The 26,567-nt window shown below is 57.4% G+C and carries 23 protein-coding genes and 1 pseudogene; 11 read left to right on the top strand and 13 right to left on the bottom strand.

The genetic code is table 11. The annotated features are described in order from the left end of the window. Positions 1-36 precede the first annotated feature (36 nt). The 3 genes and pseudogenes from QYH43_RS05480 to ilvD all read right to left on the bottom strand — a co-directional run. A pseudogene (locus QYH43_RS05480) lies at positions 37-170 on the bottom strand (LysR family transcriptional regulator); the annotation flags it as partial. A gap of 185 nt (positions 171-355) precedes the next feature. Further along, positions 356-787 (bottom strand): nuclear transport factor 2 family protein, encoded by a 432-nt coding sequence (locus QYH43_RS05475; protein WP_095057726.1) that lies wholly within the window; start codon positions 785-787, stop codon positions 356-358. Positions 788-941: 154 nt separating this feature from the next. After that, positions 942-2,624, bottom strand: coding sequence for a dihydroxy-acid dehydratase (ilvD, locus tag QYH43_RS05470; protein WP_301156590.1), 1,683 nt, complete (start codon positions 2,622-2,624; stop codon positions 942-944). Positions 2,625-3,086: 462 nt separating this feature from the next. Here ilvD and mqo point away from each other — a divergent pair, with 462 nt between their 5' ends. The 3 genes from mqo (at position 3,087) to QYH43_RS05455 (ending at position 6,954) form a co-directional block, all read left to right on the top strand. After that, positions 3,087-4,742: a malate dehydrogenase (quinone) gene (gene mqo / locus QYH43_RS05465; RefSeq protein WP_301156589.1), complete on the top strand. Its 1,656-nt coding sequence runs from the start codon at positions 3,087-3,089 to the stop codon at positions 4,740-4,742. 294 nt (positions 4,743-5,036) lie between these two features. Continuing rightward, complete coding sequence (locus QYH43_RS05460) at positions 5,037-6,296, top strand: molybdopterin-dependent oxidoreductase (protein WP_301156588.1); 1,260 nt, start codon at positions 5,037-5,039, stop codon at positions 6,294-6,296. A 10-nt stretch (positions 6,297-6,306) separates the two neighbouring features. Continuing rightward, positions 6,307-6,954: a c-type cytochrome gene (locus QYH43_RS05455; RefSeq protein ID WP_301156587.1), complete on the top strand. Its 648-nt coding sequence runs from the start codon at positions 6,307-6,309 to the stop codon at positions 6,952-6,954. 70 nt (positions 6,955-7,024) lie between these two features. On the opposite strand, the gene QYH43_RS05450 is transcribed toward QYH43_RS05455, so the two are convergent. Beyond that, positions 7,025-7,831, bottom strand: a complete 807-nt coding sequence (locus QYH43_RS05450; RefSeq protein ID WP_301156586.1) for a glycosyltransferase family 2 protein — start codon at positions 7,829-7,831, stop codon at positions 7,025-7,027. A 259-nt stretch (positions 7,832-8,090) separates the two neighbouring features. Between QYH43_RS05450 and QYH43_RS05445 the strand changes: the two genes are divergently transcribed. After that, the gene (locus QYH43_RS05445) at positions 8,091-9,650 is read left to right on the top strand and encodes a sensor domain-containing diguanylate cyclase (RefSeq protein WP_095057732.1); all 1,560 of its coding nucleotides are present in this window, start codon (positions 8,091-8,093) and stop codon (positions 9,648-9,650) included. A gap of 13 nt (positions 9,651-9,663) precedes the next feature. Here QYH43_RS05445 and QYH43_RS05440 read toward each other — a convergent pair whose 3' ends face one another. Beyond that, entirely contained in the window at positions 9,664-9,882 is a 219-nt protein-coding gene (locus QYH43_RS05440) for a DUF6555 family protein (RefSeq protein WP_095057733.1), read from the bottom strand. A 647-nt stretch (positions 9,883-10,529) separates the two neighbouring features. Here QYH43_RS05440 and QYH43_RS05435 point away from each other — a divergent pair. From QYH43_RS05435 to QYH43_RS05415, 5 genes are all read left to right on the top strand, one after another. Next, positions 10,530-11,780, top strand: coding sequence for an OprD family outer membrane porin (locus tag QYH43_RS05435; RefSeq protein ID WP_095151328.1), 1,251 nt, complete (start codon positions 10,530-10,532; stop codon positions 11,778-11,780). Positions 11,781-11,940: 160 nt separating this feature from the next. Then, positions 11,941-13,296 carry an MFS transporter gene (locus QYH43_RS05430; RefSeq protein WP_095057735.1) on the top strand — a complete coding sequence of 452 codons (1,356 nt, stop codon included), beginning with the start codon at positions 11,941-11,943 and terminating at the stop codon, positions 13,294-13,296. An 85-nt stretch (positions 13,297-13,381) separates the two neighbouring features. Next, positions 13,382-14,356: an AraC family transcriptional regulator gene (locus QYH43_RS05425; RefSeq protein WP_301156585.1), complete on the top strand. Its 975-nt coding sequence runs from the start codon at positions 13,382-13,384 to the stop codon at positions 14,354-14,356. 96 nt (positions 14,357-14,452) lie between these two features. Further along, positions 14,453-15,559 (top strand): NAD/NADP-dependent octopine/nopaline dehydrogenase family protein, encoded by a 1,107-nt coding sequence (locus QYH43_RS05420; protein ID WP_301156584.1) that lies wholly within the window; start codon positions 14,453-14,455, stop codon positions 15,557-15,559. After that, complete coding sequence (locus QYH43_RS05415; RefSeq protein ID WP_301156583.1) at positions 15,559-16,557, top strand: 3-hydroxybutyryl-CoA dehydrogenase; 999 nt, start codon at positions 15,559-15,561, stop codon at positions 16,555-16,557. The genes QYH43_RS05420 and QYH43_RS05415 overlap by 1 nt, the downstream gene beginning before the upstream one ends. A gap of 49 nt (positions 16,558-16,606) precedes the next feature. Here the strand turns inward: QYH43_RS05415 and QYH43_RS05410 are convergent, their stop codons facing one another. The 8 genes from QYH43_RS05410 to QYH43_RS05375 form a co-directional block, all read right to left on the bottom strand. After that, complete coding sequence (locus QYH43_RS05410; RefSeq protein ID WP_095057739.1) at positions 16,607-17,107, bottom strand: outer membrane beta-barrel protein; 501 nt, start codon at positions 17,105-17,107, stop codon at positions 16,607-16,609. Positions 17,108-17,212: 105 nt separating this feature from the next. Further along, the gene (locus tag QYH43_RS05405) at positions 17,213-18,784 is read right to left on the bottom strand and encodes an EAL domain-containing protein (protein WP_301156582.1); all 1,572 of its coding nucleotides are present in this window, start codon (positions 18,782-18,784) and stop codon (positions 17,213-17,215) included. A gap of 259 nt (positions 18,785-19,043) precedes the next feature. Further along, positions 19,044-20,018 (bottom strand): helix-turn-helix domain-containing protein, encoded by a 975-nt coding sequence (locus QYH43_RS05400; RefSeq protein ID WP_256580316.1) that lies wholly within the window; start codon positions 20,016-20,018, stop codon positions 19,044-19,046. 70 nt (positions 20,019-20,088) lie between these two features. Then, the gene (locus tag QYH43_RS05395; RefSeq protein ID WP_095057742.1) at positions 20,089-20,460 is read right to left on the bottom strand and encodes a hypothetical protein; all 372 of its coding nucleotides are present in this window, start codon (positions 20,458-20,460) and stop codon (positions 20,089-20,091) included. Positions 20,461-20,791: 331 nt separating this feature from the next. Continuing rightward, complete coding sequence (locus tag QYH43_RS05390) at positions 20,792-21,274, bottom strand: hypothetical protein (protein ID WP_095057743.1); 483 nt, start codon at positions 21,272-21,274, stop codon at positions 20,792-20,794. Then, positions 21,271-22,092, bottom strand: a complete 822-nt coding sequence (locus QYH43_RS05385; protein ID WP_301156581.1) for a winged helix-turn-helix domain-containing protein — start codon at positions 22,090-22,092, stop codon at positions 21,271-21,273. The genes QYH43_RS05390 and QYH43_RS05385 overlap by 4 nt, the downstream gene beginning before the upstream one ends. A gap of 615 nt (positions 22,093-22,707) precedes the next feature. Next, entirely contained in the window at positions 22,708-23,169 is a 462-nt protein-coding gene (locus QYH43_RS05380; RefSeq protein ID WP_301156580.1) for a hypothetical protein, read from the bottom strand. Positions 23,170-23,321: 152 nt separating this feature from the next. After that, complete coding sequence (locus QYH43_RS05375; RefSeq protein ID WP_095057746.1) at positions 23,322-24,002, bottom strand: DUF3313 domain-containing protein; 681 nt, start codon at positions 24,000-24,002, stop codon at positions 23,322-23,324. 209 nt (positions 24,003-24,211) lie between these two features. On the opposite strand from QYH43_RS05375, the gene QYH43_RS05370 reads away from it, so the two are divergent. Together QYH43_RS05370 and QYH43_RS05365 are read left to right on the top strand one after the other, a co-directional pair. Then, positions 24,212-24,382: a DUF2986 domain-containing protein gene (locus QYH43_RS05370; RefSeq protein ID WP_095057747.1), complete on the top strand. Its 171-nt coding sequence runs from the start codon at positions 24,212-24,214 to the stop codon at positions 24,380-24,382. A 205-nt stretch (positions 24,383-24,587) separates the two neighbouring features. Further along, positions 24,588-26,489: a potassium transporter Kup gene (locus QYH43_RS05365; protein WP_095057834.1), complete on the top strand. Its 1,902-nt coding sequence runs from the start codon at positions 24,588-24,590 to the stop codon at positions 26,487-26,489. The last annotated feature ends 78 nt before the right edge of the window (positions 26,490-26,567 follow it).

Below are 26,567 nucleotides of genomic sequence, written 5' to 3'. Positions count from 1 at the left end.
GGGGCATGCGGTCGAATGCCATCATCACCACAGGGTCATCGATTCGCCGGCCAGGGTCATGTCGGTCATCGCCACCCCCTCGCCCCGCGCGGCGGCGTCGGAGTGCCCAGCCCCGGGGCGCACACCGGCACCAGCGCTTCTTCGAACAGGGTCAGGCAATCCGGCGCGGTTGTGGACCAAGCTCAAGACCAACACCTGATAATCCGATGTGACACTGCATTTGTGGCGAGGGAGCTTGCTCCCGTTGGGCAGCGAAGCGGCCCCAAAACAGGGATCGCTGCGCAATCCAACGGGAGCAAGCTCCCTCGCCACAGGTTGGCGTCGCCTTTTAGGCAGGGGTGAATCTACTCAGGCATCAGAACTTGAACGCCTGACGTCCCACTAACAGCCATTTGCCGTCCTGCTTCTGCCAGATCTGGAAATTTTCGATTTCGGTCGGTACCACGTCGGTACCTTTGATGGCTTGCGCGGAGAAGTGGTGGCGAACCAGCGCGACGTCACCCGAGAGCGTGATGGTCTGGTTCTGCATCTCCAGCGTCTTGAAGGCGCTTTTGCCGGATTCGATGTCGGCGATGAATGCCTTCTTGTCCTGGACCTTGCCGCTGGAGTGCCCATAAGTCAGGTTCTGCGCGGTCAGGGCGTTCAGTTCGGCAATGTCCTTGTGCAGCATGGCCTGGGTCAGATGGTCGACCGCTTGTGCCACGTCCTGGTCTGCGGCCGGTGTGGAGGCGGCGACGTAGCCACTGAACAGGCACAGAAAACCGATCAGCAGTGTTGTTTTTTTCATCTTCGATTCCTTGTTTTTGTAGGGGGTTAGCAATGACTGAGCGCGAATTCATCAGTCATCGTACAACCTAGCATGGAGTGAAGGAAAAAAGCCAACTGGCAACGCTGATCGCTCTCGCGATGGCAATAGCTCAAGCAACGCTGGATCAAGCACCCTAAAGATACTTGTCCGTCACCGCCCCCTCTGAAGCACTGGAAACAGTCTTCGCATACTTGGCCAACACCCCGCGTTTGTACTTCGACTCCGGCCGAACCCAGCGCGATTTGCGCTCGGCCAGTTCAGCGTCGGACACATCGACCGTGATCTGCCGGGTTTCGGCATCGATGGTGATCCTGTCGCCATTCTCCACCAGCGCAATCGGCCCGCCCTCAAAGGCCTCCGGGGTGATGTGCCCGACCACAAACCCGTGTGAACCGCCGGAAAAGCGCCCGTCGGTAATCAACGCCACTTCCTTGCCCAAGCCCTTGCCCATGACCGCCGAGGTCGGCGACAGCATCTCGCGCATGCCGGGCCCGCCCTTGGGCCCTTCGTAGCGAATCACGATGACTTCGCCGGGTTGCACTTCACCGTTGAGAATGCCCGCCAGCGCGCCTTCTTCACCGTGGTACACCCGAGCCGTGCCTTCGAAGCGCAGGCCTTCCTTGCCGGTGATCTTGGCCACGGCACCGGTGGGCGAGAGGTTGCCGTGCAGCACCACCAGGTGCGAATCCTTTTTGATCGGCCGGTCGAAGGGCAGGATCACGTCCTGGCCTTCGGGGTAGTCGACCACGTTTTCCAGGTTTTCCGCGAGGGTCTTGCCGGTGACGGTCAACACATCGCCATGCAACATGCCGGCGGCCAGCATGCGCTTCATCAACGGTTGAATGCCGCCGATGGCGACCAGTTCGCTCATCATGTATTTCCCGCTGGGACGCAGGTCGGCGACCACCGGGGAAACCTTGCCCAACTCGACGAAATCATCCAGCGTCAACTCGACGTCCACCGCATTGGCCATGGCCAGCAGGTGCAGCACGGCGTTGGTCGAGCCGGCGAGGGCGATGACCACGCGGATGGCGTTTTCGAAGGCTTTGCGGGTCATGATGTCGCGTGGCTTGAGGTCCAGCTTGAGCAGCTCCATGACCTGTTGGCCGGCGCGGAAACTGTCCGAAGCCTTGTCGCTGCCGATGGCGTCCTGGGAGCTGGAGCCGGGCAGACTCATGCCCAGCGCTTCGATGGCCGACGCCATGGTGTTGGCGGTGTACATGCCGCCACAGGAACCGGGGCCGGGGATCGCCACTTCCTCGATCTGCTTGACCTGGATCTCGCTGATGTCGCCGCGCGCATGTTGGCCCACGGCTTCGAACACGGAAATGATGTCGGTGTGGCCCGCACCCGGTCGAATGGTGCCGCCGTACACAAAGATCGAAGGACGGTTCAGCCGCGCCATGCCGATCAAACACCCCGGCATGTTCTTGTCGCAACCGCCGACGGTGACCAGCCCATCGAAGCCTTCGCAGCCGACCACCACTTCGATGGAGTCGGCAATCACCTCGCGGGACACCAGCGAATACTTCATGCCTTCGGTGCCGTTGGCGATACCGTCGGAAATGGTGATGGTGTTGAAAATCACCCCTTTGGCACCGGCCGCGTTCGCGCCTTTTTCCGCCTCGATCGCCAGTTTGTCGATGTGCATGTTGCAGGGCGTGACCATCGCCCAGGTCGAGGCAATGCCGATCTGCGGCTTCTTGAAGTCTTCATCGGTGAAGCCCACGGCGCGGAGCATGGCGCGTGCGGGGGCGGCTTCGATGCCGTCGATCACTTGAGAGGAATACTTGCGCAGATCGTCTTTGTCGCTCATGACAACTCCTCAAAGCTTCACCAGGGAAACCCGATGAGTATAGTCGCCCCTACGCGGCTACCCGCAGGCGTTCACCCTGTAGAAGCTGGCTTGCCAGCGATGGCGCCCGAACGATCGATGCAAGGCCCAAGACCGCCATCGCCGGCAAGCCGGCTCCTACAAGTCGGGAACAGACGCGCGGGTAAGCCCTGACGTGATATTCTTCGCGCCAACTTGGTTTGACCTATTCAGTTTGCATGTCCTTGAGACGTGCTGACCGAATCACTGTCGCTCAAGCAGCTGAAGCCAATAAAGATAAAAAGTCAGTTCAGAAGGGACATATAAATTGGGCTCGATGCGGTTCGTCGGCCTTGTGTGCCCACCCTGTAATCCCGCTGTGCCTAACCCATGATCTGCCGTGAAACATGGGTCTGTGTGCGCGAGGATGGAAGGGCGGATGGCGTTTTATCATAGGTGCTACAGATGTTTAAGAAAGTAAACACAACCCTGCTGGGGCTGGCGTTGTCGCTGGGGGTGGCTTGCGCGCACGCGCAAGAGGCCAAGAAAGTCGACGTGCTGCTGATTGGCGGCGGCATCATGAGTGCGACCCTGGGTGTGTGGCTCAATGAGCTGGAACCCGGTACGTCGATGGAAATGATCGAGCGCCTCGACGGCGTCGCTCAGGAAAGCTCCAATGGCTGGAACAACGCCGGTACCGGTCACTCCGCCCTGGCTGAGCTGAACTACACGCCGGAAGACGAGAACGGCAAGGTCTCGATCCCGAAGGCCGTTGAAATCAACGAAGCGTTCCAGATCTCCCGTCAGTTCTGGGCCTGGCAGGTTCAGCAAGGCGTGCTGAAGAACCCGCGTACGTTCATCAACTCCACACCGCACATGAGCTTCGTGTGGGGCGATGACAACATCAAGTTCCTGAAAAAACGCTACGACGCGCTGCAAGCGAGCCCGCTGTTCGCCGGCATGCAGTACTCCGAAGACCCGGCTGTGATCAAGCAATGGGTACCGCTGATGATGGAAGGGCGTGACCCGAACCAGAAAATCGCGGCCACCTGGAGCCCGCTGGGTACCGACGTGAACTTCGGCGAAATTACGCGCCAGTTCGTTGCACACCTGCAAACCACACCGAAATTCGACTTGAAGCTGTCCAGCGAAGTGCAGGACATCACCCGTAACGAAGACGGCAGCTGGCGCGTCAGCTACAAAAACCTCAAAGACGGCAGCAAAACCGAAACCGACGCCAAGTTCGTGTTCATCGGCGCTGGCGGCGGTGCCTTGCACCTGCTGCAGAAGTCCGGCATTCCTGAAGCCAAGGAATACGCAGGCTTCCCGGTTGGCGGCTCGTTCCTCGTGACCGAAAACCCGACCATTGCCGAGCAACACCTGGCCAAGGCCTACGGCAAAGCTTCCGTTGGCGCACCGCCGATGTCGGTTCCGCACCTGGACACCCGCGTGCTGGATGGCAAGCGCGTGATTCTGTTTGGCCCATTCGCGACCTTCAGCACCAAGTTCCTGAAAGAAGGTTCGTACCTGGACCTGCTGACCACCACGACCACACACAACGTGTGGCCAATGACCAAGGTCGGCATCAAGGAATACCCGCTGGTGGAGTACCTGGCAGGCCAGCTGATGCTGTCGGATGAAGACCGCCTCAACGCCCTGAAAGAATACTTCCCGAATGCCAAGGCTGAAGACTGGCGTCTGTGGCAAGCCGGCCAGCGCGTGCAGATCATCAAGCGTGATGAAGCCGCCGGTGGCGTGCTGAAACTGGGCACCGAGATCGTCGCTGCGCAAGACGGCAGCATCGCCGGCCTGCTGGGCGCCTCCCCGGGCGCTTCGACTGCCGCACCGATCATGCTGACCGTGCTGCAGAAAGTCTTCAAAGACAAGGTCGCGAGCCCTGAGTGGCAGGCAAAACTGCACCAGATCGTGCCGAGCTACGGCACCCAGCTGAACGCCAGCCCGGAAAAGGTTGCGCAGGAATGGGCCTACACCGCCAAAGTGCTGGAACTGACGACGCCTCCGGCGATGATGGCTCCGGCGGCGACCCCGGTGACTGTCGATCTTGATGCTAAAGCGCCAAAAGCGCCGAAAGCCAACGCCGCGAATGATATGGCTCTGTAACTAGAAACCCAGTCAAAAAGAACCCACTGAACCGGTAACGGTCAGTGGGTTTTTTTGTGGGCGATGGAATGGGCATCCACCCTGGACAGGCATTCCCTGTCATCAAATGCCAAGTCACTGACGCTCAATGAAAAGCGGACAGTTTGCGCGTGGCGATACTGACTTGTTTTCCGGCGTCGAGCCGTAAGCCTGATACCCCTCCGCCGGGCGGGCACCATTGTGTAGGAGCGAGCCTTGCGTGCAGGTGGGGAGCCGTCAGTTGCATCTCAATAAAACAATCATAGAGAGCGCAGAATGAAGTTCAGTTTTATAGACAACAGCCAGCCGAGCCGTCGGCGGGTGCTACGTGATGGTTTTGCCCTGGCGTTGGCGGCTTCGCCGTTGGCGAGTCTTGCCAAGGCAGCCGATGAAAGCGCGGCAGCCAGCGAGTCTGCCGAAGAAGTGACCTTTGCGGCGGGCCCACGACCGTTGGTGCAATACCCGCAAAAGCGCCCGTTGACCCTGGTGACGACCCGTCCGCCGCACCTGGAGACGCCGTTCCCGGTCTTCAACGAAGGGCCGATCACGCCCAATGACGCGTTTTTCGTGCGTTATCACCTGGCCAATTTCCCGACCAGCATTGATCCGGACACTTACCGTTTGACGGTCAAGGGCACGGTCGATACGCCGCTGTCATTGTCCCTCGCCGAGCTCAAGGCGATCGCCGAACCGGTGGAAGTGGTCGCCGTCAATCAATGTTCGGGTAACAGCCGTGGCTTCTCGATGCCGCGTGTGTTCGGCGCTCAGTTGGGCAATGGTTCCATGGGGAATGCGCGCTGGGTAGGGGTCCCGCTCAAGGCCGTACTGGAAAAGGCCGGGGTCAAAGCCGAGGCCGCACAAGTGACCTTCCGTGGGCTGGATAAGCCGGTGCTGGCGAGCACGCCCGAGTTCATCAAGGCGCTGGACATCGGCCATGCCATGGACGGCGAGCCGATGATCGCCTGGTCAATGAACGGCACCGACCTGCCATTCCTCAACGGTTACCCGATTCGTCTGGTGGTGCCTGGCTATTTCGGCACGTACTGGATCAAACACCTGAGCGAAATCGAAGTCGTCGACCACACCTTCGACGGTTTCTTCATGGCCAAGGGTTACCGCCTTCCGGATAACGATTGTTTCTGCATTGCCCCTGGCACCACGGCGGCGAAAACCCTGCCGATTGCCAAGTTGGCGATACGCAGTTTCATCACCAGCGTTAAACACGGCGATGTATTGCCGCTGAAGAAAAGCGTGGTGCTCAAGGGCATTGCGTTCGACGGTGGCGTGGGGGTCAACAAGGTCGAGGTCTCGATCGACGGCGGAAAAACCTGGGGCGAAGCCAGGCTGGGCGAGGATCTGGGGCGTTTCTCCTTCCGTGAGTGGACACTGCCGATCACCTTCACCAGCAAGGGCGCGACGCAGTTGATGGTGCGCGCGAGCAACAGCGCGGGCGAAACCCAACCGATGAAAGCTGACTGGAACCCTAGCGGTTACCGTCGCCACGTCGTGGAAACCAGCCACGTGACTGTCGCCTGAGGAGAGCCGCATGAAACCCATGAAATTCATCACCACCTTGCTGTGCGCGGCTCCGTTTTGTCTGGCGACCCTGGCTAGCGCCGCGCCGCTGTCCATCACGCTGCCGCCCGAAACGGCTGTGTTCAAGCCCAGCACCCTGCCTGGGTACGCATTGGCGCAGCAGAAGTGTTCCGTCTGCCACTCGGCCGATTACATCAACTTCCAGCCGCCCGGCCTGAGCCTGGCGCAGTGGACCGCTGAAGCGGGCAAGATGCAGCACGTCTACGGCGCGCCGATCAGCGATCAGGACGTGAGTGTGATCGGCGCCTACCTGGCGGTGACCTACGGCAGTGCCAAGGCGAACGATGCCGATGTCCAGGCTGCCTCGAATCCCCCGGCGGCCCAACCCGTGGCGGTGACGGTGGCAAAAGTCGACGCCAAGACCTTGCTCCAGAACAACGCGTGCCTGTCCTGCCATGCGATTGATCACAAGGTGGTCGGCCCGGCCTATCACGATGTGGCGGCGAAGTATGCCAAAGACCCGCAGGCGCTGGACCGGGTAATGTCCAGTATCCAGCACGGCGGCAGCGGTAAATGGGGAGATGTGCCCATGCCTCCTTTCGCGCAACTGAGCCCGGACGACCTGAAAAGCCTGGCGACGTTCATCCTGAGTCAGTGAACGTTGGCCTGACGTGAAAAAGCCCACTGAACCGGCAACGGTCAGTGGGCTTTTGGCTGCGCAGGTTTGCTCAAGACATCGAGGTGTTGGTGGCACGGAAGCGCTTGAGAATGTCCTGGTACATTTTGGTCCGTCGATGATCCTGGGCATATCCGCCCGCCGCCGCGACAGTGCCGGCCTGGACGTGGTCCAGGTACTTGAAGATTTTGCCGGGCGAAAGAAACACCACGTCATGCCCAAGCCCGATCACTCGATCCTGGAGTTCATAACCCGGCACACGATCGTCGATCTGGAAATGCAAACCCCGTTGCTTCATGAGTCGGCAATTCCACAAGGTACAAAAGCTCTTCAGGTAGGTTTCCCTGTAGGGTTTTGGCGCTCTTGAACGCAGGCCCAGGGATTGCTTCAGGCGTCTTGCGTGATGCTTCACAAAGCGCGAAGTGAAACGCCACACGGTCCGTGGCAGGCCCCGATCCAATTGCTCCGTGCAACCGACAGCGGCCACGTTGGGGTTTTTGTTGCAATGGTCCATCATCATTGCAAACACGTCGGCATCGAAGACGAATGTGTCGGTGTGCATCAGGAACACATAGTCGGTATCGATGCTGTCCAACGCCATGTCCAGTGCCTTGCCATGGGCAATGTGGCCCGGCTCTTTGCCGGGTGACTGGCGTTCGATCAGGTTGATCCAGTTCAGTGAGCGCAGGTAGGCGACGCTGTCGTCTGCGGAGTCGTTATCGACGACCCACACCGGGATGTTTTGTTTTCGGGCATGGGCATGCAGCAGGTCGAGGCAGATCCGGGTCAGATCAAGGGTTTTATAGTTGACCAGGACGATACTGAAAGTTGGCTTGGAAAGAGTGTCGACGGTGCCCATCTGCGAGATGCTCGGCTATCTGAAAAGCGCAGATTAATCAGCCAACCTTAGCCGAAACTTAATTTTCCCTGGCGTGAGGGCGGCGTTTGTTACTCGATGTGTTGCAAACGCGTGATGTGACAACAGGTCAGTCTCTGCCTATCCTGCAACCTGCGTCACAGGGCGCCTCGATGTTTCCCTCCGTATACACTTTCAGGACCGAAACTTTGCAAATATCGGTGTTTGTCTTGATCACATTTCCTTGGTGCAGGGTGGCGGAATGAAGTTGCGTAAACCCTTTCCCGTCGACCTGCGCGGGCTGATCCTGTTATTCGTACTGGTGTCGGTACTGGCGACGCTGTGTAACAGCCTCTTTGTCGCGTATCGGGTGCAGCGCGAGGCCTTGATCAATTCGACGCTGGAGGCCAACGGGGCCTACGCGGCGAAAGTGGCCTCCAGTATCGGAGAGTTCCTCGGGGCGGCGCACAGCCGCTTGAACTACAGCGCCAAAACGCTCGCCGAGCACTGGCACGATCCTTCGAAGCTGCACGAGGAGGCGCTTCGCTTGCAGGCGCAGGACACTGACTTCAATTCCATCGCCATTGTGGATGCCGCCGGCAAGGTGCTTCAGGCGTATCCGGATACGTTGCAAATCACCGGCAGTACGGTGTCTTCGGAAGGTATCGTCCAGGCACTCAAGGAGCGCCGTCCGGTGGTCAGCACGGCTTACGTATCCCTGGCCGGGAATCTGGTGGTGTTCATTTCGCAACCGGTACTCAACCGGTCCGGGGAGTTCCTTGGCGTGGTGGGTGGCTCCGTCTACCTGCTCAAGCAAAGCGTGTTTCACACGGTCATCAGCAGACATTTTCATCACGGGGGGACCTTTGCCTTTGTGGCGGACGGTAATCGGCGGCTGCTGTATCACCCTGACCAGAAAAGAATCGGCGAAGTCCTGGGCTCGAGCCCGACGGTGGACGCCGCCTTGAGCGGCGAAGTGGGGACCATGGCCGCCCCGAACTATCAAGGCATACCGATGCTGTCCGGTTTTGCGCCGGTGGCGGATGCAAATTGGGCGGTCGTGGTGCAGCAACCCACGGAGCGTAGCCTCGCCCCCCTGGACCCCCTCATGCGCAACATGATCCTGGGGATGGTGCCTGCCGGCATTGTCGGCGTGGGCCTGATTCTGCTAGGCACGACGCTGATTGCCCGGCCTTTGCGCCAGCTGTCCGCCGCCGCCAATCAACTGGCCGCCGCAGAAACCGCCGGGCAACTGCAACGCATCAATGCCTGGTACCGCGACGCCTCGGCCATTCGCCAGGCAATGTTGACGGGCGTGCAATTGCTTCAGCAGAAGCTCGGTCAACTCAGCCACGAAGCGCAAAGCGATCCGCTGACGGGCCTGGCCAATCGTCGTGTCATGGCCAGCGTGCTCGATCTGCTGACGAAGACCGGACAGCGCTACTCGGTGCTGGCGCTGGATATCGATCACTTCAAACGGGTCAATGACACCTTCGGGCATGACGCGGGTGACGTTGCGCTGAAGACGGTCGCCGACATCCTCAAGCACAACTCCCGCACGGCGGACGTGGTCTGCCGCGCCGGGGGAGAGGAATTTACCCTGGTCCTGCCCGATACCCCGCTGGAAACCGCCAGGGCCATCGGGGAGCGGATTCGAGAACATGTCGCTGATACCGAGATCCCGGGCGTTGGAAGGTTGACCATCTCCATCGGCGTCGCTTGCCGGGGCGACGAGGCCGTGACGCCGGAAAGCCTGCTGAAGCGGGCCGATGAGTGTCTCTACCGCGCCAAGGAAGGAGGGCGCAACCGGGTGGAAGCGTAGGTGCCAGCGATCGTCATTGCGAGTTATCTGCCCAATTCAATGTGGCCGCCTCACGCCACCGGACATCCGTGACGCCGTATCTCTGCGCCAGAGGCCTGGAGTAGATTTTCAATGGCGGACGCCCGGGCTTGGGGATCGGCGCTATCCCGGCATCGCAACCGGCCCGGATGACGAATGTTCTGCGCTGGTCACGAAGTTTGTATTCGATAGGGTAGAGGTCGATGTGACTCATGGCAGCGCTCCTGTACTTGTAAGTAAGGGTGCGTTGTTACTGCAAAAAAAATCCGACTATTTACTGGGCTGTTTTTCATATAAACGCGCCGGTAAAAAAACAAGGTTCAAATACACCCATTCCAGCCATGCAGATGCACTAACCGGTGTCTGTATTCATGTGTTTTTTTCTGTGGACTGCCTGCATCAGGTTGCGCAATTGGAGAGTCGCCTGCGCAATCGGGGAGGTTGCCGGGCCGTGCAATCGCTAGCTTAGGGTCCATCCAATAACAAGACCTTGCTCCAGCAAGGCTTATGCAATTCAGGTTAGCCAACGCCCTTTGTACGGGAAACCTTTAGCGGGATGGGAGATTTCCCCCCCAACAGATGCTGTTCATCTTGATACCGGCGCGACGTCTTCTGACTTACCTTGGGTAGACAAGAGGCGTGTCGCCGTAGCGGACTGTTCCAATGAGCCCGCCAAGCGTTTTACCCCACTAACAACAATAGGCCTGACCATGTTCGAACACATCGCTTTTTATATCCCTCATGTCATCCGCCTTTCGGTAGAAGAGGGCTCGGTGTTCGGCTGCAGGCGTGTTTTGTCATCAATTTAATTCTGCTCCTATAAAAACAGTGCCCAAGCACATACAGATGTGGAGATGTTAGATGTATCAGGTAAAGCAATCTTGCCGTGGGCTCGGTATTGCCAGCATGTTGGGGGTCATCTGTTCTCCCTTGGCAGCGCATGCCGATGTTATTGATGACAGCCACTTCAAAGTGGATACGCGTAACTTCTATTTGCATCGCAACTACACCAATAACAATGCGCCGGTGCCTGAAGTGCATAGTTGGTCTCAGGGTTTTGATGCGCAGTTCACCTCCGGTTACACCGACACGGCCCTGGCCTTCGGCCTCGATGTGGATGCGCAGTCCGCCGTGCGCCTGGATTCGTCGGGCAACGACGGTTCGCTGCCGTACAGCGTCCACGACCAGCAAGCAGCCGATGAGTACAGCCGGGCCGGCGCTACCTTCAAGACGCGCTACAGCAAGACCGAGCTGAAGGTCGGCGACCTTCGCCCACAATTGCCGGTGGCGTCCGATGACCCCAGTCGGCAGTTGGATACCATCTATCAAGGGGCCGTGGTTGAGTCCAAGGAAGTCGATGGGTTGACGATGACCGGCGGCCGTTTCTGGTCTGCCGTGACCCGCGAATCTTCCAACCACGAGAAGTTCTACAAGTTTGGTTCCACCGATGATCGCGACAGCGATGGCCTGGACTTTGGCGGTGCCACTTACGACATCTCCAAAAACCTGCAAGCCAGTTACTTTTATGGCGTGCTGCACGATATTTATCAGCAGCACTATTTCGGCCTGATGCACATGGCTGACTTGGGCAATGGCTACAAACTGAAAACCGACTTGCGCTACTTCAATAACAATGAAGATGGCGACGCTTTAAACGGTGAGATCGACAACCGTTCCTACGGTGCCTTGTTCACCTTGCTCAAAAGCGCCCACATGTTTGGCCTCAGTTACCAGCGCATGCTCGGTGACAGCGTGTTCCCGACCATGAACGGCTATATCCCGCAACCTTACCTGGTGCACTGGTCATCCCTGGGCTTTGTCCGCCCGGAAGAAAAGTCCTGGGGCGCGCGCTACAGCTATGACTTTGCCGGGATGGGCATGCCGGGGCTGAAGTTCTACACCCGCTACATCAAGGGCACCAACTGGGACCGTGGCGGCAACCTCAGCGACAACGAGGAAAGCGAACGTTTCCTGGGGCTCAGCTACGTGGTGCAGAGCGGTGCGCTGCAAGGCCTTGGGCTGGATCTGCGCAACATCGACGTGAAACAGAAGTACGGCTACGACTACAACGAATTCCGTGTCGCCACGACCTACACCTGGAAGTTCTGGTAAGCCCGGTCCGTCCGGGGTTTGACCCCATAACAATAAGAGGCCTGATCATGTTCGAACCCATCGTCCTTTACATCTGCCGTGCAAATTCCCAGTCGGTGTCCCGTGCACCGTCACCCGGCGCGCTACGCGCATGAGCGGATTCCAAAAGGAGCAAATACTGATGAATATTCAGGTCGATAGCGCGGTCCTGCAGAAGAAGAAAACCTACATTTACGAGTGGTACGTGGTCGGCCTGTGCATGATCGCGTACATCTTTTCATTTGTGGATCGGCAGATCCTGGCGCTGATGATCGAACCGATCAAAGCCGACCTGCAGATCAGCGACACCCAGTTCAGCTTGCTGCACGGGCTGGCCTTTTCGCTGTTCTACGCCGTCATGGGCATGCCCATCGCCTATCTGGCCGACCGCTTCTCCCGGCCGAAGATCATCGCCGCCGGCGTGGTGTTCTGGAGTCTGGCGACGGCCGCCTGCGGTCTGAGCAAGAACTTCCTGCACATGTTCCTCGCCCGCATTGGCGTCGGTGTTGGTGAAGCGGCTCTGTCGCCTTCGGCCTACTCGATGTTCAGCGACATGTTCCCCAAGGAGAAACTCGGTCGCGCCGTAGGCATTTACTCGATCGGTTCATTCGTCGGCGGTGGTCTGGCGTTCCTGGTCGGTGGCTATGTGATCTCGATGCTCAAGGACATGAGCACCATCGAGGTCGCCTTCCTCGGTGCGATGAAGGCCTGGCAACTGGCATTCTTCATTGTCGGCCTGCCCGGTATTTTGGTCGGCCTGTTGATCTGGCTCACCGTACGTGATCCGGCGCGCAAGGGTCTGCAGGTTGATGCGCAGGGGCGGGCGAAGAAGGTCGCGCTGAGCGATGGTTTCCGTTTTCTCGGTCGCCACCGTGCCACCTTCACCTGCCATTACCTGGGCTTTTCGTTCTACGCCATGGTCCTGTTCTGCATGATGAGCTGGAGCCCGGCGCTGTATATCCGCAAGTTCGGCCTGTCGCCGATGGAAGCTGGGTACATGCTCGGCACCGTGCTGTTGCTGGCCAACACCACCGGTGTGCTGTTCGGTGGATGGCTCACCGATTATCTGGCCAAGAAAGGCCACCAGGACGCAGCCATGCGTACCGGCGTGATCGGTGCCCTCGGCATGGTGGTGCCGGCTGTATTGTTCCCCCAAGTCGATCAACTGTGGTTGTCGGTGACGCTGTTGGTGCCGGCGATGTTCTTCGCTTCGTTCCCGATGCCGGCGTCCACGGCGGCGATGCAGATCCTCGCGCCGAACCAGGTGCGTGCGCAGGTTTCCGCCATGTTCCTGCTGATCAGTAACCTGCTGGGCCTGGGGCTGGGGACCACGCTGGTGGCGCTGTTGACCGACCGTTACTTCGGATCGCCCGCGGCAGTCGGCTCGTCGATGTCGCTGGTGATCGCCGGTGCATCGGCATTGACTGCTCTGCTGCTCTGGCGTGGTTGCGGTCGTTTCCGCGAAAGTTATGCCCGGGAGTATCCGACCGGGGCTTGATTGGTCATAGTCCGTGATCGGTACCTCGGCCTCGCTCCTGTGAAAGGGAGCGGGGCCGACACGCTCCAGATCAGGAGAATCCTTGATGTTGAATGACGTACACCTGTTGGAACGGCACAGCCTGCTCAGCTCGGCCGATTACCGCGAGATCAAGGACAAGGTCAGCCAATACCTGTGCCCGCACAGCTTCAATGTGCTGCGGGACGAGCCCATGTACACGCAACTCAATGGCGTGTTTTTCGGCGACTCGGCGCTGCTCGACTTGCGCTATGGCGCGCCAGTGGAGATCACCATCGGCGACATCGCCGATCAGTACCTGTTTCGCATCACCTTGCAGGGGCATTGCGAGGTGGCCCACGGGCGGCGCAGCGCGGCGATGCAGTCGGGCTACCTGAGCGTTTCCTCGCCGTTTGCGCAAAGCCGCATCGTCACCGATGGCGAGTGCCGCAACCTGATCCTGCGCGTCGACCGGGATGCCCTGGAGACGCAACTGCAGCGCCTGCTCGGCCGCAGCCTGCGGCAGTCGGTGATCTTTGATGTCAGCGTCGACCATCTCGGCGCCGGCGTCGTCAGCCTCTATCACACCCTCGACTACATCTGCCGGCTCTACGGCAGCGGCGTCGACGGTTCGCGTCTGGCCAGCGGCCTGTCCGAATACCTGATGCAGTTGCTGCTCACTCAGTTGCCGCACAATTATTCGGCGGATCTGTTGATCGATTCGCGTGCGCCGCTGCCGCACCACGTCAAAAAGGCCCGCGACTACATCGAGGAACACCTCGACGAACCGATCAGCCTGGCGACCTTGAGTGAACTGTGCGGCGTCTCGGTTCGCACCTTGCAGAACGGTTTCAACCAATTCCTTCAGCAGGCACCGGTCGAGTACATCCGCGACCGTCGGCTGGCGGTGATCCACGAATCGCTCAAGCAGGGCAGGGCCGGCGAAACCGTCACCGATATCCTGTTGCGTCACGGCATCAACAGCTTCGGGCATTTTTCCAGCGCGTATCGGCAACGCTATGGTTGCCTGCCGTCGGACACCCTGCGTCGGCAGAAGCATTGAGACTTCTGCGCAATCCGTCATTCGGCTGCGCAATCGGATAAGTGCACGACGGTGCGGCTCGATAGGATCGAGTCTCTAACAAAAAGGAGTATCTGCATGAATATTACCGTGCTGGGTGGTGGTCACGGCTGTTACGCCGCTGCTGTCGAAATGGCTGAAAAAGGGCACCAGACCCGCCTGTGGCGTCGAGACTCCGCCGCGCTCAAGGCGCTGCTGGCCATCGGCAGCCTGACCATCAAGGACTACAAGGGCACTCGCAAATTGTCCGTCGGCCAGCCCGGCGACAAACTGTCGTTCACCGACGACCTGGCCGAAGCCCTGGCGGATGCGCAACTGGTGATCATCCCGTTGCCGTCGACTTCCCATGAGGACCTGGCCAAACACGTCGCGCCGCACCTGCACGACGGTCAGGTGGTGTTCCTGCCGCCAGGCACTTTCGGCAGCTACGTGTTCGCCAAGGCCATGGCCGATGCGGGCAACCACAGTAAGGTGGCCTTTGCCGAGACCGGTACGCTGCCGTACCTGGTGCGCAAGCACGGTGCCAGCGATCTGGTGATCAGCGGTTACGCCACTCGCCTGCCGACCGGCGTATTCCCGAGCAACCTGTCCGAGCATGCTTTCGCGGTGCTGCGTGAAGCCTACCCGAGCGTTGAGCCAATCGAAGATGCCCTGAGCGGTGCGCTGATGAACGCGGGTCCCATCATTCACCCGCCGCTGATCATGATGAACGCCGGTCCCCTGGAGCATTTCGAGGCCTGGGACATTCACAACGAGGGCACCCAGCCGTCGATCCGCCGCGTGACCAATCAGCTGGATGCCGAGCGCATGGCCGTGCGTGAATCACTGACCTACGGCGCGCCACACTTTCCGCTGGCCGACCACTACAACACCACCGAAGGCGACGAGTGGATGTACGGTCGCGGCGCTCACGGCAAGTTGACCGACAGTGGCGACTGGCGCGAAGACATCGACCTGCAGAAGCATCGCTACATGCTTGAAGACACCCGCCTGGGGTTGTCCTTCCTGGTGTCCGTCGGTCGTTGGGCCGGTGTACCGACGCCGGTTGCGCAGGGCTTGTTGAGCATCGCCTCGGTCGTCGCCTGTCGTGATCTCTATGCCGAAGGCCGCACCCTGGAAAACCTCGGTCTTGCGACGCTGAGCCGGGCACAGATGACCGAGTTGCTGACCAAGGGCTACAACTGATGAACGCCGTGCTGCCGCATGTCAGCGTGGTCGGTGCTGGCCGGATGGGCGAGGGTATCGCGCTGGCGTTCATCCATGCCGGTCTGCCGGTCAATCTGATCGACATCAAGGATCGCGCCGAGGATGAGCGGCGCGGCTACTTCGAGCGCGTGCGGAACAACATCCGCAGCGAACTGCAGATGCTGGTACGCCTGGGTGTGCTCGAGGGGGATCAGGCGGACATCGCGCTAGCCCGGCTGACGGTGCAATCAAAATCCCAGGCCGCGGCGACACTGCCTCAGTGCGACCTGGTGTTCGAAGCAGTGCCGGAAATCATCGGGGTCAAGCAGGAGACCTTCGCCTGGGTCAGCGAGCATGTTCCGGCGTCGACCATCATCGCCTCGACCACGTCGACGTTTCTCGTTACCGAACTGAGCGAAATGGTCAGTGAACCGCAGCGCTTTGTGAATGCGCACTGGCTCAACCCTGCGTACCTGATGCCGCTGGTGGAAGTCAGCCGCAGCGACGCGACCTGCCCGCACGTGGTCGAGCGACTGCTGCAATTGCTCAAGCGAATCGGCAAGGTGCCGGTGGTGTGCAATCCAGTGGCTGGTTACATCGTGCCGCGCATTCAGGCGCTGGTGATGAACGAGGCTGCACGGATGGTGGAGGAGGGTGTGGCCAGCGCAGAAGACATCGACACCGCGGTGCGTGTCGGCTTCGGGCTGCGTTTCTCGGTGCTGGGGCTGCTGGAGTTTATCGACTGGGGCGGCGGCGACATTTTGTACTACGCCTCGCGCTACCTCAGTGGTGCGCTGTCACCACGTTTCGAATCGCCGCAGGTCATCGCCGACAATATGCAAAACGGCCGCAATGGCTTGCGCGATGGACAGGGATTCTACGACTACCGTGACATGGACGTGGACGCCTACAAGCAACAGCGTCTGGGGGATTTTGTGCGCAAGCTGGAGTTGTCAGGGCTGACACCAGCGTTCGAAGGGGCGTTGAAGCAGGTTTGAGCGTGATTGGAGCAGAGCGACCCTCAGGGCCGCTCTGCTCAAACAAACATCAGAACAACACGTAGGCCGAAGCAGTTGTCTGGTTCAGGTCGATGTCGCCGACTTCCAGCACTTCGTATTCAGCGCGAATACCGATGTTGCGAAACACATCAAACTCAACGCCGGCACCGTAGGTCAGGTCAACGCCAGTGTCATCATCGGAGGCATTGCCATCGGCGTCCCAGGCATGGGCGCCAACGATACCGAACAGTCGCACACGATCACCCAGCGGAAAGCCGAGGTGGGCGGCGGCCTGTACAGATTTACCGTCGAAATCGAGGTCCTTGTCCTCGAACTGGCCCAGATCAACGTAGGCACCTTCGAAGGCCAGGTAGCCGTTCAAACGATAACCTGCAAACACCTTGTAGCTGTTGTCTTCATCGCTCAAATGGGATTTGTCGGTTTCAATGCTGGTGACACCGGCGCCAAGATACAAACCTTTATCGTCAGCGAGTGCCTGAAAAGACAGCAACGAAAGCAGGGTAGCGAAGCCGAGGTTTCGAAATAGCATGGGAGGTGTAGTCCTTCTACAGGTTGTCGATTGTGAGGTGTTTGCCGGGAATTTGAGCGAACACAACGCCTGATAGAAGTCATTGATTGGTATTTTTGAGCCGCCTCAATCCGCGTGAGGATTGAGGGTCATCGGGCATTGAAAATAGCGTCTGGCCAATGCCTGGGCAGGGAGCGCCTTGGAAAACAGCCAGCCTTGGGCCAACACCACACCTTCTGACGCCAGGTGCGGGAGTTGAAGTTGAGTCTCTACGCCTTCGGCGACGACCTTGAGCTTCAGCGCCCTGGCAATATTGGCAATATGGCGCCACAGGGCATCCGGGGCCGCGATCTTGTCGTGCTCGATGAATGAGCGATCGATTTTCAGGATGTCGACGGGGACGGATTCAATGAGCGAGAGACTGGAGTAGCCGGTACCGAAGTCATCGAGCGCAATAAGGTGCCCGTACGCTCGAAGTTTGTGCAATTGGACCGCTGCGGTTTTCTGGTCCAGCAGCGCTCTTTCGGTGACTTCAAAAACGATGATGGACGCCGGCATGTTGTACGTCGCCATGATGCTGGCCACGAACTCCGGAAAGGTTGGGTCGAGAATGTCTTGGGCGGAAAGATTGATGGTGATGTAGAAATCCTTGCACGCCCAAAGATAGGTGCTGTAGTCCTCGGCGACCTGGCGTATGACCGAGCGCGTCAGCTCGCAGATCAACTCGGAACGCTCTGCCGCCTCGATGAACACGTCTGCCGCAATGGCGACGCCGTTGGTGTTCCAGCGAGAAAGCGATTCGGCACCGACCAGATTGCCCGTCCTCAAATTGACGATAGGCTGGTAATGAACATCCAGCTTGTTCGCCCTGATGGCCTTGCGCAGTTGAACGACGGTCGAGGTGCAATACCGCTGGATTCGCCAGGTGATGTACAGCAGGGCTGCCGCCATGAAAGCCAGGGCAATGAATAGCTTCCACTTGAGACCTGTGAGATCACTCACCGGCAGTGAAATGACCGAGATCAGTGCGTTGTGACTGCCCGGAAAAGCGACATAGACGTAGTCTGCCGTGGTGACGAGCTCTTCAAGGGGCAAGGGTTGTTGCATGTTCAGGTGGGGGCGGCTCGTTGAGGTCATGGGCCACACGCCGTCTGGGCCTTGGAGCTCCAGTTGCACATCCTGCGGGATGTTCAGGTTATCCAGGAGTATTTCCTTGTTGACCCACACGTAAGCTGATTGCTGCGAAATGATGATGAAGTCCGTATCCGCGGAGGCTTGCGGGGCGGAACTCATTTCATAGACTCGCCCGTTGACGGGGCGCCGATTCTTTTCGTGTCCCACGGCTACCGAAGCGATCTCCTGGCCGTAGGAAGAGCAGATCTTGCCGTTATCGAGCTGGACCGCCGCCTGATAAATGAAACGAAAGTTTTTTACCGAATTCGCTATTTGGGAATACTGCTCGCTGGAGCAATCCTGGCTGGAACGATCAATGCCGCTGAGGGCTTCCAACGCTTTACTGATCTGGCTGTTGGGTTCGACTTGAGCGGAACTGAAATCTTCATGGATGTTTTTCAAGCGCTTTTCTATCAGGTTCTCTGCAAGCCCCCCGGCAAAAAACCATGCGGCCGTACCCACGGCAGCGGTTGCGCATAAAGCTAACGAGTGTCTTTTCAGCAAGGCTTTATACGCGGCGATCATGAAAACTCCAAAAAGAGATCTGGCCCGAAGTGAGGGTGCGCGTTAGAAGCCGTCGATTAACCAGGCTAACGCGACACCACACAAATAGGCGGCGAGGCAGAAGATGACTTTCTGTTTGAGCGGAAGTGAGTTGAGCCGATATCGCATGCCTATCTCCTTGAATTAGAAATAAGCAATGCTGGCAATTCAGGTTGGCGGATGAAAATTATTGATTGTTATTTTTAGACTCGGAATAGCGTTCACTCGCCCCTTTGTTTGCTCAGCGGTTGGACGTTGACAGCCTGGCGGCATTACGTCGGGCCGTTTCTGAGGGGATCTCCCCATAAGCATCCTGATACGCCTTGGAGAATCGGCTGAGATGGTGAAAATTCCAATACATCGCCGTTTCGGTAACGGTTGGCCATGTGTTGCAGATCAAATCCCGGCGGACATTGGCGAGTCTCAGGTTTCGCACGTAAGCGATCGGTGAAATCCCGAACGTTTCGACAAAGCCGTGATGCAAGGTGCGCGTGGTGGTTTCAAGCTGTCTGACCAGCGCTTTCATGCAAAGCGCCTTTTTTGAATTCTGATGAATGTACTCGATGGCTTCGATCGCGACTTTTCTGCGTGTCGGAGTACGAAGCGCGGAACGACCGGCCGGTCTCAGTGCTGTTAGCAGGGACGTCAGCAACGCATCTTCAATGGCTGAGATCTCTGAACCGCTGCGCTGTTGTAAAGGGGTGTTATTGGCATCGATAAAGTGAGCATTGATGGCCTCAATGGCCGATTGCATCAATTTGAAGTTTGCAACCTGAAAGCGATGCTCGTTTCGACCCGCAAGCACGTCGATGGTCGAGTGACCTTCAAGGCACTGGACATAATGTTCCATTGTCGTGGTCAGTGTGAAAAGTGTTTCGTTGGGCTCGCAAACGTAATGCACGGGCTCGCCGCTGTACAACACGATGATTTCGTTAGGTCGCAACTTGTGATCATTGACAGTGGGGCGACCCACGGAAGATTGAGAAATGGCTACGCTGACAAAACCATGAGGTACCGAGCTGACCAGTGTTACCGCAGAATCGAATTCCAGTCGACTGCATTGAAGTCGGGGACCATCAATGACCTTATGCTGTCGAATGCTGGCTTCATACTCTGACGGGGTAAGGCTCATTTCCCACCGCCCAATCGTGCGATGGGGAGTGTCCGTCGGCGTAGACGTTACATGAAAGACTTCATCAGGGATTGTGCGGCACATGGAATGAACGCTCTTCAGCTAAATGGATAGTTCTAAGTAGAGGCACCTGACTTGGCCTCGGTCCTGGCGGTCAGATCGATGAGGTTGTGAGTGTTTCAGACATCGACTTCACTGAATCCGGCGCAAGTGCTAACGCGGCTGAAAAAACATACGTATCGTTCAAAGGTAAATCCAACAGGCTTTGTAGTTTTTCCGGTGCAATGTTCGAACCAAAGATAGCCGTCTGTTGACTGGCCGAGCCAATGGCCGATGCGTCAAAGGCAAAATACTCGTCCACACGGTAGTCTGAACAAATCTTGTAATCGGCCTGTTCTTCGCTCAGCGAATTTTTGTTGCTTTCAATGCGTGTCATGTCGGCGTTGTAAAGTTCTTTGTCAGTGGCCATGGCCTTCAGAGAAAGCATTACACCAAACGATGCGGTGGCGAGGTTTTTCATCAGCATTGACGTGCTTCCTTGTTAATGAATTTTCTGAAAAAGCATAATGTCAGCCGCATCATTGCCACGGCCTGGTCAGTGGATACTCTCGCTGCCATCTTGCTTATTAAAATCAAAAACTCATATTTTCGAGGTTGCCGACAGCACTGCCGGGTGTCATTCAGATTGATTGCAGGAGCATGGAGCCGTGGTGCGCGCTGAGTGACAGCGCATACGGCTCCAGAAAAAAGGAGGGACTTTAGATGCGGGGAATGTCCGATTCAAGTTAATAATTCTTATTTTTTTCTTGAATGCACAGGGACGGCAAGGCCTGGCAGGTCCTTTTGCCAGCAAACGCTTAGTGATTCATGCAGCGCAACCGACCCAACTCATGCACGTAAAAACAAACGGCGCTTTTGTTGGCGGTAGGGATCAATTCGTAGTTAAGAACGGCGCCTTCCTGGAGTACGTATTGGCGCCTGAAGAAGAGGTCGGGTGTCTTCTCAATGGCGAACAATTCGTTGTCCTGACTCAGCTTGACGCTGCTGATCTTTATTTGAACGTGATGGTTACTTTCGCGAACAACATCCGCTGAAATAGTAGCGTTGCGAATTTTTCCGTTCAGGCTTTCCAGAGTGGTTTGGGTCAGTCGGCCGTGTCCGATGGTCAGATACTCTTCAGTGTTGAGCTGATTGGTATCTTCAAGCCATTGCCGGGTGATGGTTTGATAGCTGGTATTTTCCATGTAGTAAGAGGGCGAATAGAACAGGGAAAAAATACAGGCAGCGTTGATGAGTCCAAGAACTATCCAGTGAGTCCAGGAAGGTATCGTTGGCTTCATATTGTTGCTTCCAAACATTGGCGAATCATCAAGGCAAGGTCTTTTTGGTCGCTATTGAGTTGTAAGTTCGCTGTGCTCATGTCTGGGCGAACGCACGAAACAGAATAGGTAGATTTATAGCGATTCAGCCATACCTGGCCTTTCAGGTTTGGCGAAACCTGTTGAACCTGTTTCGCCGAATCATCCCTCAGTGATTCAGCTTCGGCGACGCTGTGCCCGACGGCATGGATGACTAAGTTGTTCTGTTCAATGCTGGAAATTTCTATCTTCGGTGTGTCGAAGCCAGAGTGGAAGCCCGCGAAGGCGCATACCCCCAACGTCAGGACATAACCGATTGATTGGGCTTTGTTGATAAAACCGGATGTTGTGGTTTTCTCTGGCGATATCAGCGGTACAACAGTTTCAGCGGGTGCAGGCTCTTCAATGACGGGTGCATCAGGTTGCCCGACCACTTCTATTGGCGCCGGTAAATCTGTTTGATCTTCGATGACGTACTGACGGTTGAAGCAATAGCCTCTTCGAGGAACCGTCATCAGGATTTCGTGATCCCGATTATCGTTCAAAATATTTCTAAGGGAGAAAACAGCCTGATTGAGACTGCCAGAGGCGACAACGCGATCATTCCAGGTGTAGTCGATGATCTCTTCACGGTTTTTGGTCTGACCAGGTTCCATCAACAGCAGGTCCAGCAGACGCGACTCAGCTCTACCCAACGTGGAGTTTTGAACATCTCCATGGGGAGTGGTGATGGAAAGCAGGGCGGTGTCCGGGTCGAAAAGGGCCTTGGCACCATTTTTCAACTTGAAGGCGTAACGCATGGGAGTCCTCCGTTCAGTTGGTTCTGGCTGAGTATACAGATGGTTTTGATAGGCTGGATTTGACGCAATCCGCTCTTGTGGAGAGAGGAACAGCTATCCACGTGCAAGCGCAGCCGGTGCGCAGAGCGTCACGATACAAGGCTGAAATAGCCCATCAAAAATTTCACTGGAATCAAGCAAGAGCAAATCCACGGGTTTCAATCGAAGCCAATAATGATGCTGGCTGCGAGTAATTTGCGCTATCCGAAAAGTGCGAGGCGGGGTTTGGGCGGGGCAGCAATCTCAAGTCAGGCGGGCGTCTTTGCTCAACTGATTCGCATTTGCGCAGGGGTATTCAATCGTCGATTTAATGCTGAACAGTGATTGCAATGTTCATTAGCAATCAATAGTCGGTGCATCTGGATGGCCACTAATCATTATTGATCCGTATTAACTTTGCGTCCGGATCAATGCAGTTTTAAATGGATGTCGGGGATTGTGGACGCTGTCGTGGCATAAGCAATCCTCATCTCTCGTTTCAAATCCTTTGCCCCACGTCCTTCCATGGTGGACGTGGGGTTTTTTTATGCCTTGTTTATGGCCAATCGCAACGAAGAGTCCGTCTCCACCCCGGGATCAAGGCAAGACGTTGTAGCCACGCTGTTGCAGGCAACTGGTGTACACGGAGTTGTTGGCGGTGATGTTTTGTTCGGTGGTGCCAGCGTTTTGTCGGCGTTCCTGGCGTTGCCTCGATCCCCCGACCACAACACCTGCCGCCGCAGCGCTGCGCGCATTGTTCTGGCGATAGTCTTGCTGAATGTCGTCGTCAATCTGGTCGTAGACATTGTCATGTTGCTGACCCCGGACCTCCGCCGCAGCAGCTCCGGCGACCGCAGCGGTGGTGGCGCCTTTTACCCGGCCACCGGATGGCACCGTGGTTTCTATGGGGAATTGAGCATTGGCTTGTGATTGGCAAGCGCCGGTGTCTTGCTGGATGGTCTGGGAGGTTTGGCCTTTTAGTGGCACCACCGTCACCGCCAACGCACTGGAGCTGGCGAGCAATACCAAGGTCGATAGGGTAAACGTTAATTTTTTCATCAAGTCGGACTCTCGTTAAACATCGTTAAGCCGTCTAACGGTTTGCTTAGGGAGACTGGCGACTGAAACCCCATGCCCGTCAAATGCGCAGTGCAACCCAAGGTCATGGATGGCAGGCAATTGAGCGTTTGCAATGGGGTATCGCGGGGTTGTTACTGCTTGTTAAGCAGAGCCTGCATGTCGCTGGTCATGCCTTTGAGTGCAACTTTGAAGTCATTGGCGACAACTGGCTGGCTTTCGTTTTCCAGGGTCTCGCCAAATACCTTGCGCACCATCTTGGCAACCGGCATACCGGTTTTTGCGTCGATCAAGTCGGCTTCGATAAACATCTCGGCTGTCTGATCACGGTGGCCGGTGACCGCTTGTGTCGTCGCGACAATGGCAGCGATCGGCACAACCTCATACCAATGCATGCCTTCGTTGTTGGCGCTGACGTGGGTGATCGCTGCTTGCAAGATCAGGGTCCGCGAATCGGCCGGCACTTGCTGTGTGTCCGATACGACGGTGTAAGAGGGGGCGAACGCATTTCGGATGCTGTCGCTGGCCATGGCCTGAACGTCTTCCAGGGTCTGCAGGTTGACGCGCTGGGTCGGTTTCGGCGATGGGTACAGCTCTACTTGCTTGAACACGACTGTGGAGTAGGCTTTCGGATCAAACCCTGGCGCTACCCAGCGCATGACCTTCTGTTCACTCGACGTGGTCTGCTCTTCCAGCCCCTGATAATTGGGCAGGAAGCCCGAGTATTGCTCCGGCTGCGCGACCTGCGAGACACAGCCGACCTGAAATACGCAGCTCGCAGCAATACCCACAATCCATCTATTCGACATGCTCATTGGTTCTGTTCTCAGTGGTGGAAGTTTTCATACAGATTTTGATGCGGGGGCGGATGCTGCCCGCAGTGGCGGGATAATCCGAATCAAAAACCCTCAAACACGATTAAACTTCACCACCGGCGTGTTTTTGGCCGTATGTCGGGGTAGGGGGCACAGGCCCGAAGTTTTAAGCTGATATCATTCGAACACTGACAAACCGAGCAAAAAATATGAACCGTCGTAAAAAAATAAAACAGTTGTTACAGGCCCACGCCAAGAAGGCGAGTGCCAAACTGGCACCGGTCAACAAATCTAAATACATCAGCAAGGCTGACCGCTTGAAGCTGGCCGCTGAAGCCACTCCCGACACAGTCATCTCCCCGGAAAACGGATCCATCTAGCTCAAGCACCGATCCGCTGTTTCGAAGGGACAGTCTTCGTCTCGTCGATTTTTTACGCTTTCTTTACGACTGCTGTTTTCGCCCTCAAAGATACTGGCCGCGTTTTCTAGACCGTCCATGCGCCTCGTGGCTCCAGTGGCCCAGGCAAGTCGTTGTGCCCAACGACGGCATGTACGTCCTGCCCGCCATTCGAGAGACGCGAACCTTGAGCCAGACAGCAATCGGCGCACATGAAAACCTGCCATCCAAAACCTCGGGACTGGGCTTGCTCGTCGCGGCGGTCGGCGTGGTTTACGGGGACATCGGCACCAGCCCCCTCTACACGCTCAAAGAAGTGTTTTCCGGGCATTACGGCGTTCAGGCCAACCACGACGGCGTGCTGGGTATTCTGTCGTTGATTTTCTGGTCACTGATTTGGGTCGTCTCGATCAAGTACGTGCTGTTCATCCTGCGTGCCAACAACCAGGGCGAAGGCGGCATCATGGCGTTGACCGCGTTGGCCCGCCGCGCGGCCGCCCCTTATCCGCGCATGAGTAAAATACTCGTTCTGCTTGGCCTCTTCGGTGCGGCACTTTTTTACGGCGACAGCATGATCACCCCGGCTATTTCGGTGCTCTCCGCGGTTGAAGGGCTGCAGCTGGCGTTTGACGGAATCGAACACTGGGTGGTGCCTTTATCCGTGATCGTGCTGGTGGCGCTGTTCCTGATACAGAAACACGGCACGGCCCGCATCGGCATCCTGTTCGGCCCGGTGATGGTGCTGTGGTTTGTCGTGTTGGGTGCGCTGGGTGTCTATGGGATTGTCCAGCGACCGGAAGTGCTGCAAGCGCTGAACCCTTACTGGGGCGCGTATTTTTTTATCGCACATCCGGGAATCGGCGTGGCCATCCTGGGGGCCGTGGTACTCGCGCTGACCGGTGCTGAAGCACTGTATGCCGATATGGGGCACTTTGGTCGCAAGCCCATTGCCCGGGCGTGGTTCATCTTGGTGTTGCCAGGATTGGTACTCAATTATTTCGGCCAGGGTGCCTTGATCCTGGAAAACCCTGAGGCGGTGCGCAATCCATTTTATTTGCTCGCGCCGGGCTGGGCGCTGCTGCCGATGGTCGCGCTCTCCACACTGGCGACGGTCATCGCGTCTCAAGCGGTAATCTCCGGTGCTTTCTCCCTGACTAGCCAGGCTATCCAGCTGGGGTATGTCCCTCGCATGTTTATCCAGCACACCTCCAGTCAGGAGCAGGGACAGATTTACATCGGTACCGTTAACTGGGCGCTGATGGTCGGTGTTGTGTTGCTGGTACTGGGTTTCGAGTCGTCCAGTGCATTGGCCGCGGCTTATGGGGTTGCGGTGACGGGCACGATGTTGATCACCACGATCCTGTCTTCGGCGGTCGTCCTGCTGCTCTGGAAAACCCCGCGCTGGCTGGCCATCCCGATTTTGCTCGGTTTTCTGCTGGTGGACAGCCTGTACTTCGCGGCCAATGCACCAAAGATTTTTCAGGGTGGTGCATTCCCGGTGATTGCCGGCATTGCTTTGTTCATTTTGATGACCACCTGGAAGCGTGGTCGCAAGATCATTGTTGAGCGATTGGACGAAACCGCATTACCGCTACCGTTGTTCATCAGCAGCATCCGGGCGCAGCCGCCTCATCGCGTACAAGGTACGGCGGTCTTTCTGACGGCGAGGGCCGACGCCGTTCCGCATGCCCTGTTGCATAACCTGCTGCACAACCAGGTCTTGCATGAGCAAGTGGTGCTACTCACCGTCGTGTCTGAAGACAGCCCTCGTGTGAGTACTGATCGACGGTTCGAGGTTGAAGCGTACGGCGAAGGATTTTTCCGGGTGAACTTGCACTTTGGCTTTATCGAGGAGCCTGATGTCCCGTTGGCGTTGAGTCACTGTCATTTGGCTGAACTGGATTTCAGTCCGATGCGCACCACCTATTTCCTGAGCCGCGAAACAGTGATCCCGACCAAGCGCATCGGCATGGCCCGGTGGCGAGAAAGCCTGTTCGCCTTTTTGCTCAAGAACGCCAACAGCAACCTGAAGTACTTCAAGTTGCCGTTGAATCGGGTGATAGAGCTGGGCACGCAGGTTGAGATGTAAGGATCCGGTCAGGCGTCGCATGGGTGGCCGTTGATCCCGGCCGTCAAGCACAATGTTGGCTCCGATCATCCAGGCCCA

Origin of the sequence: Pseudomonas sp. C32 (assembly GCF_030417915.1) — a bacterium.
GTDB lineage: Bacteria > Pseudomonadota > Gammaproteobacteria > Pseudomonadales > Pseudomonadaceae > Aquipseudomonas.
This window is presented reverse-complemented; position numbering and strand designations above follow the sequence as displayed.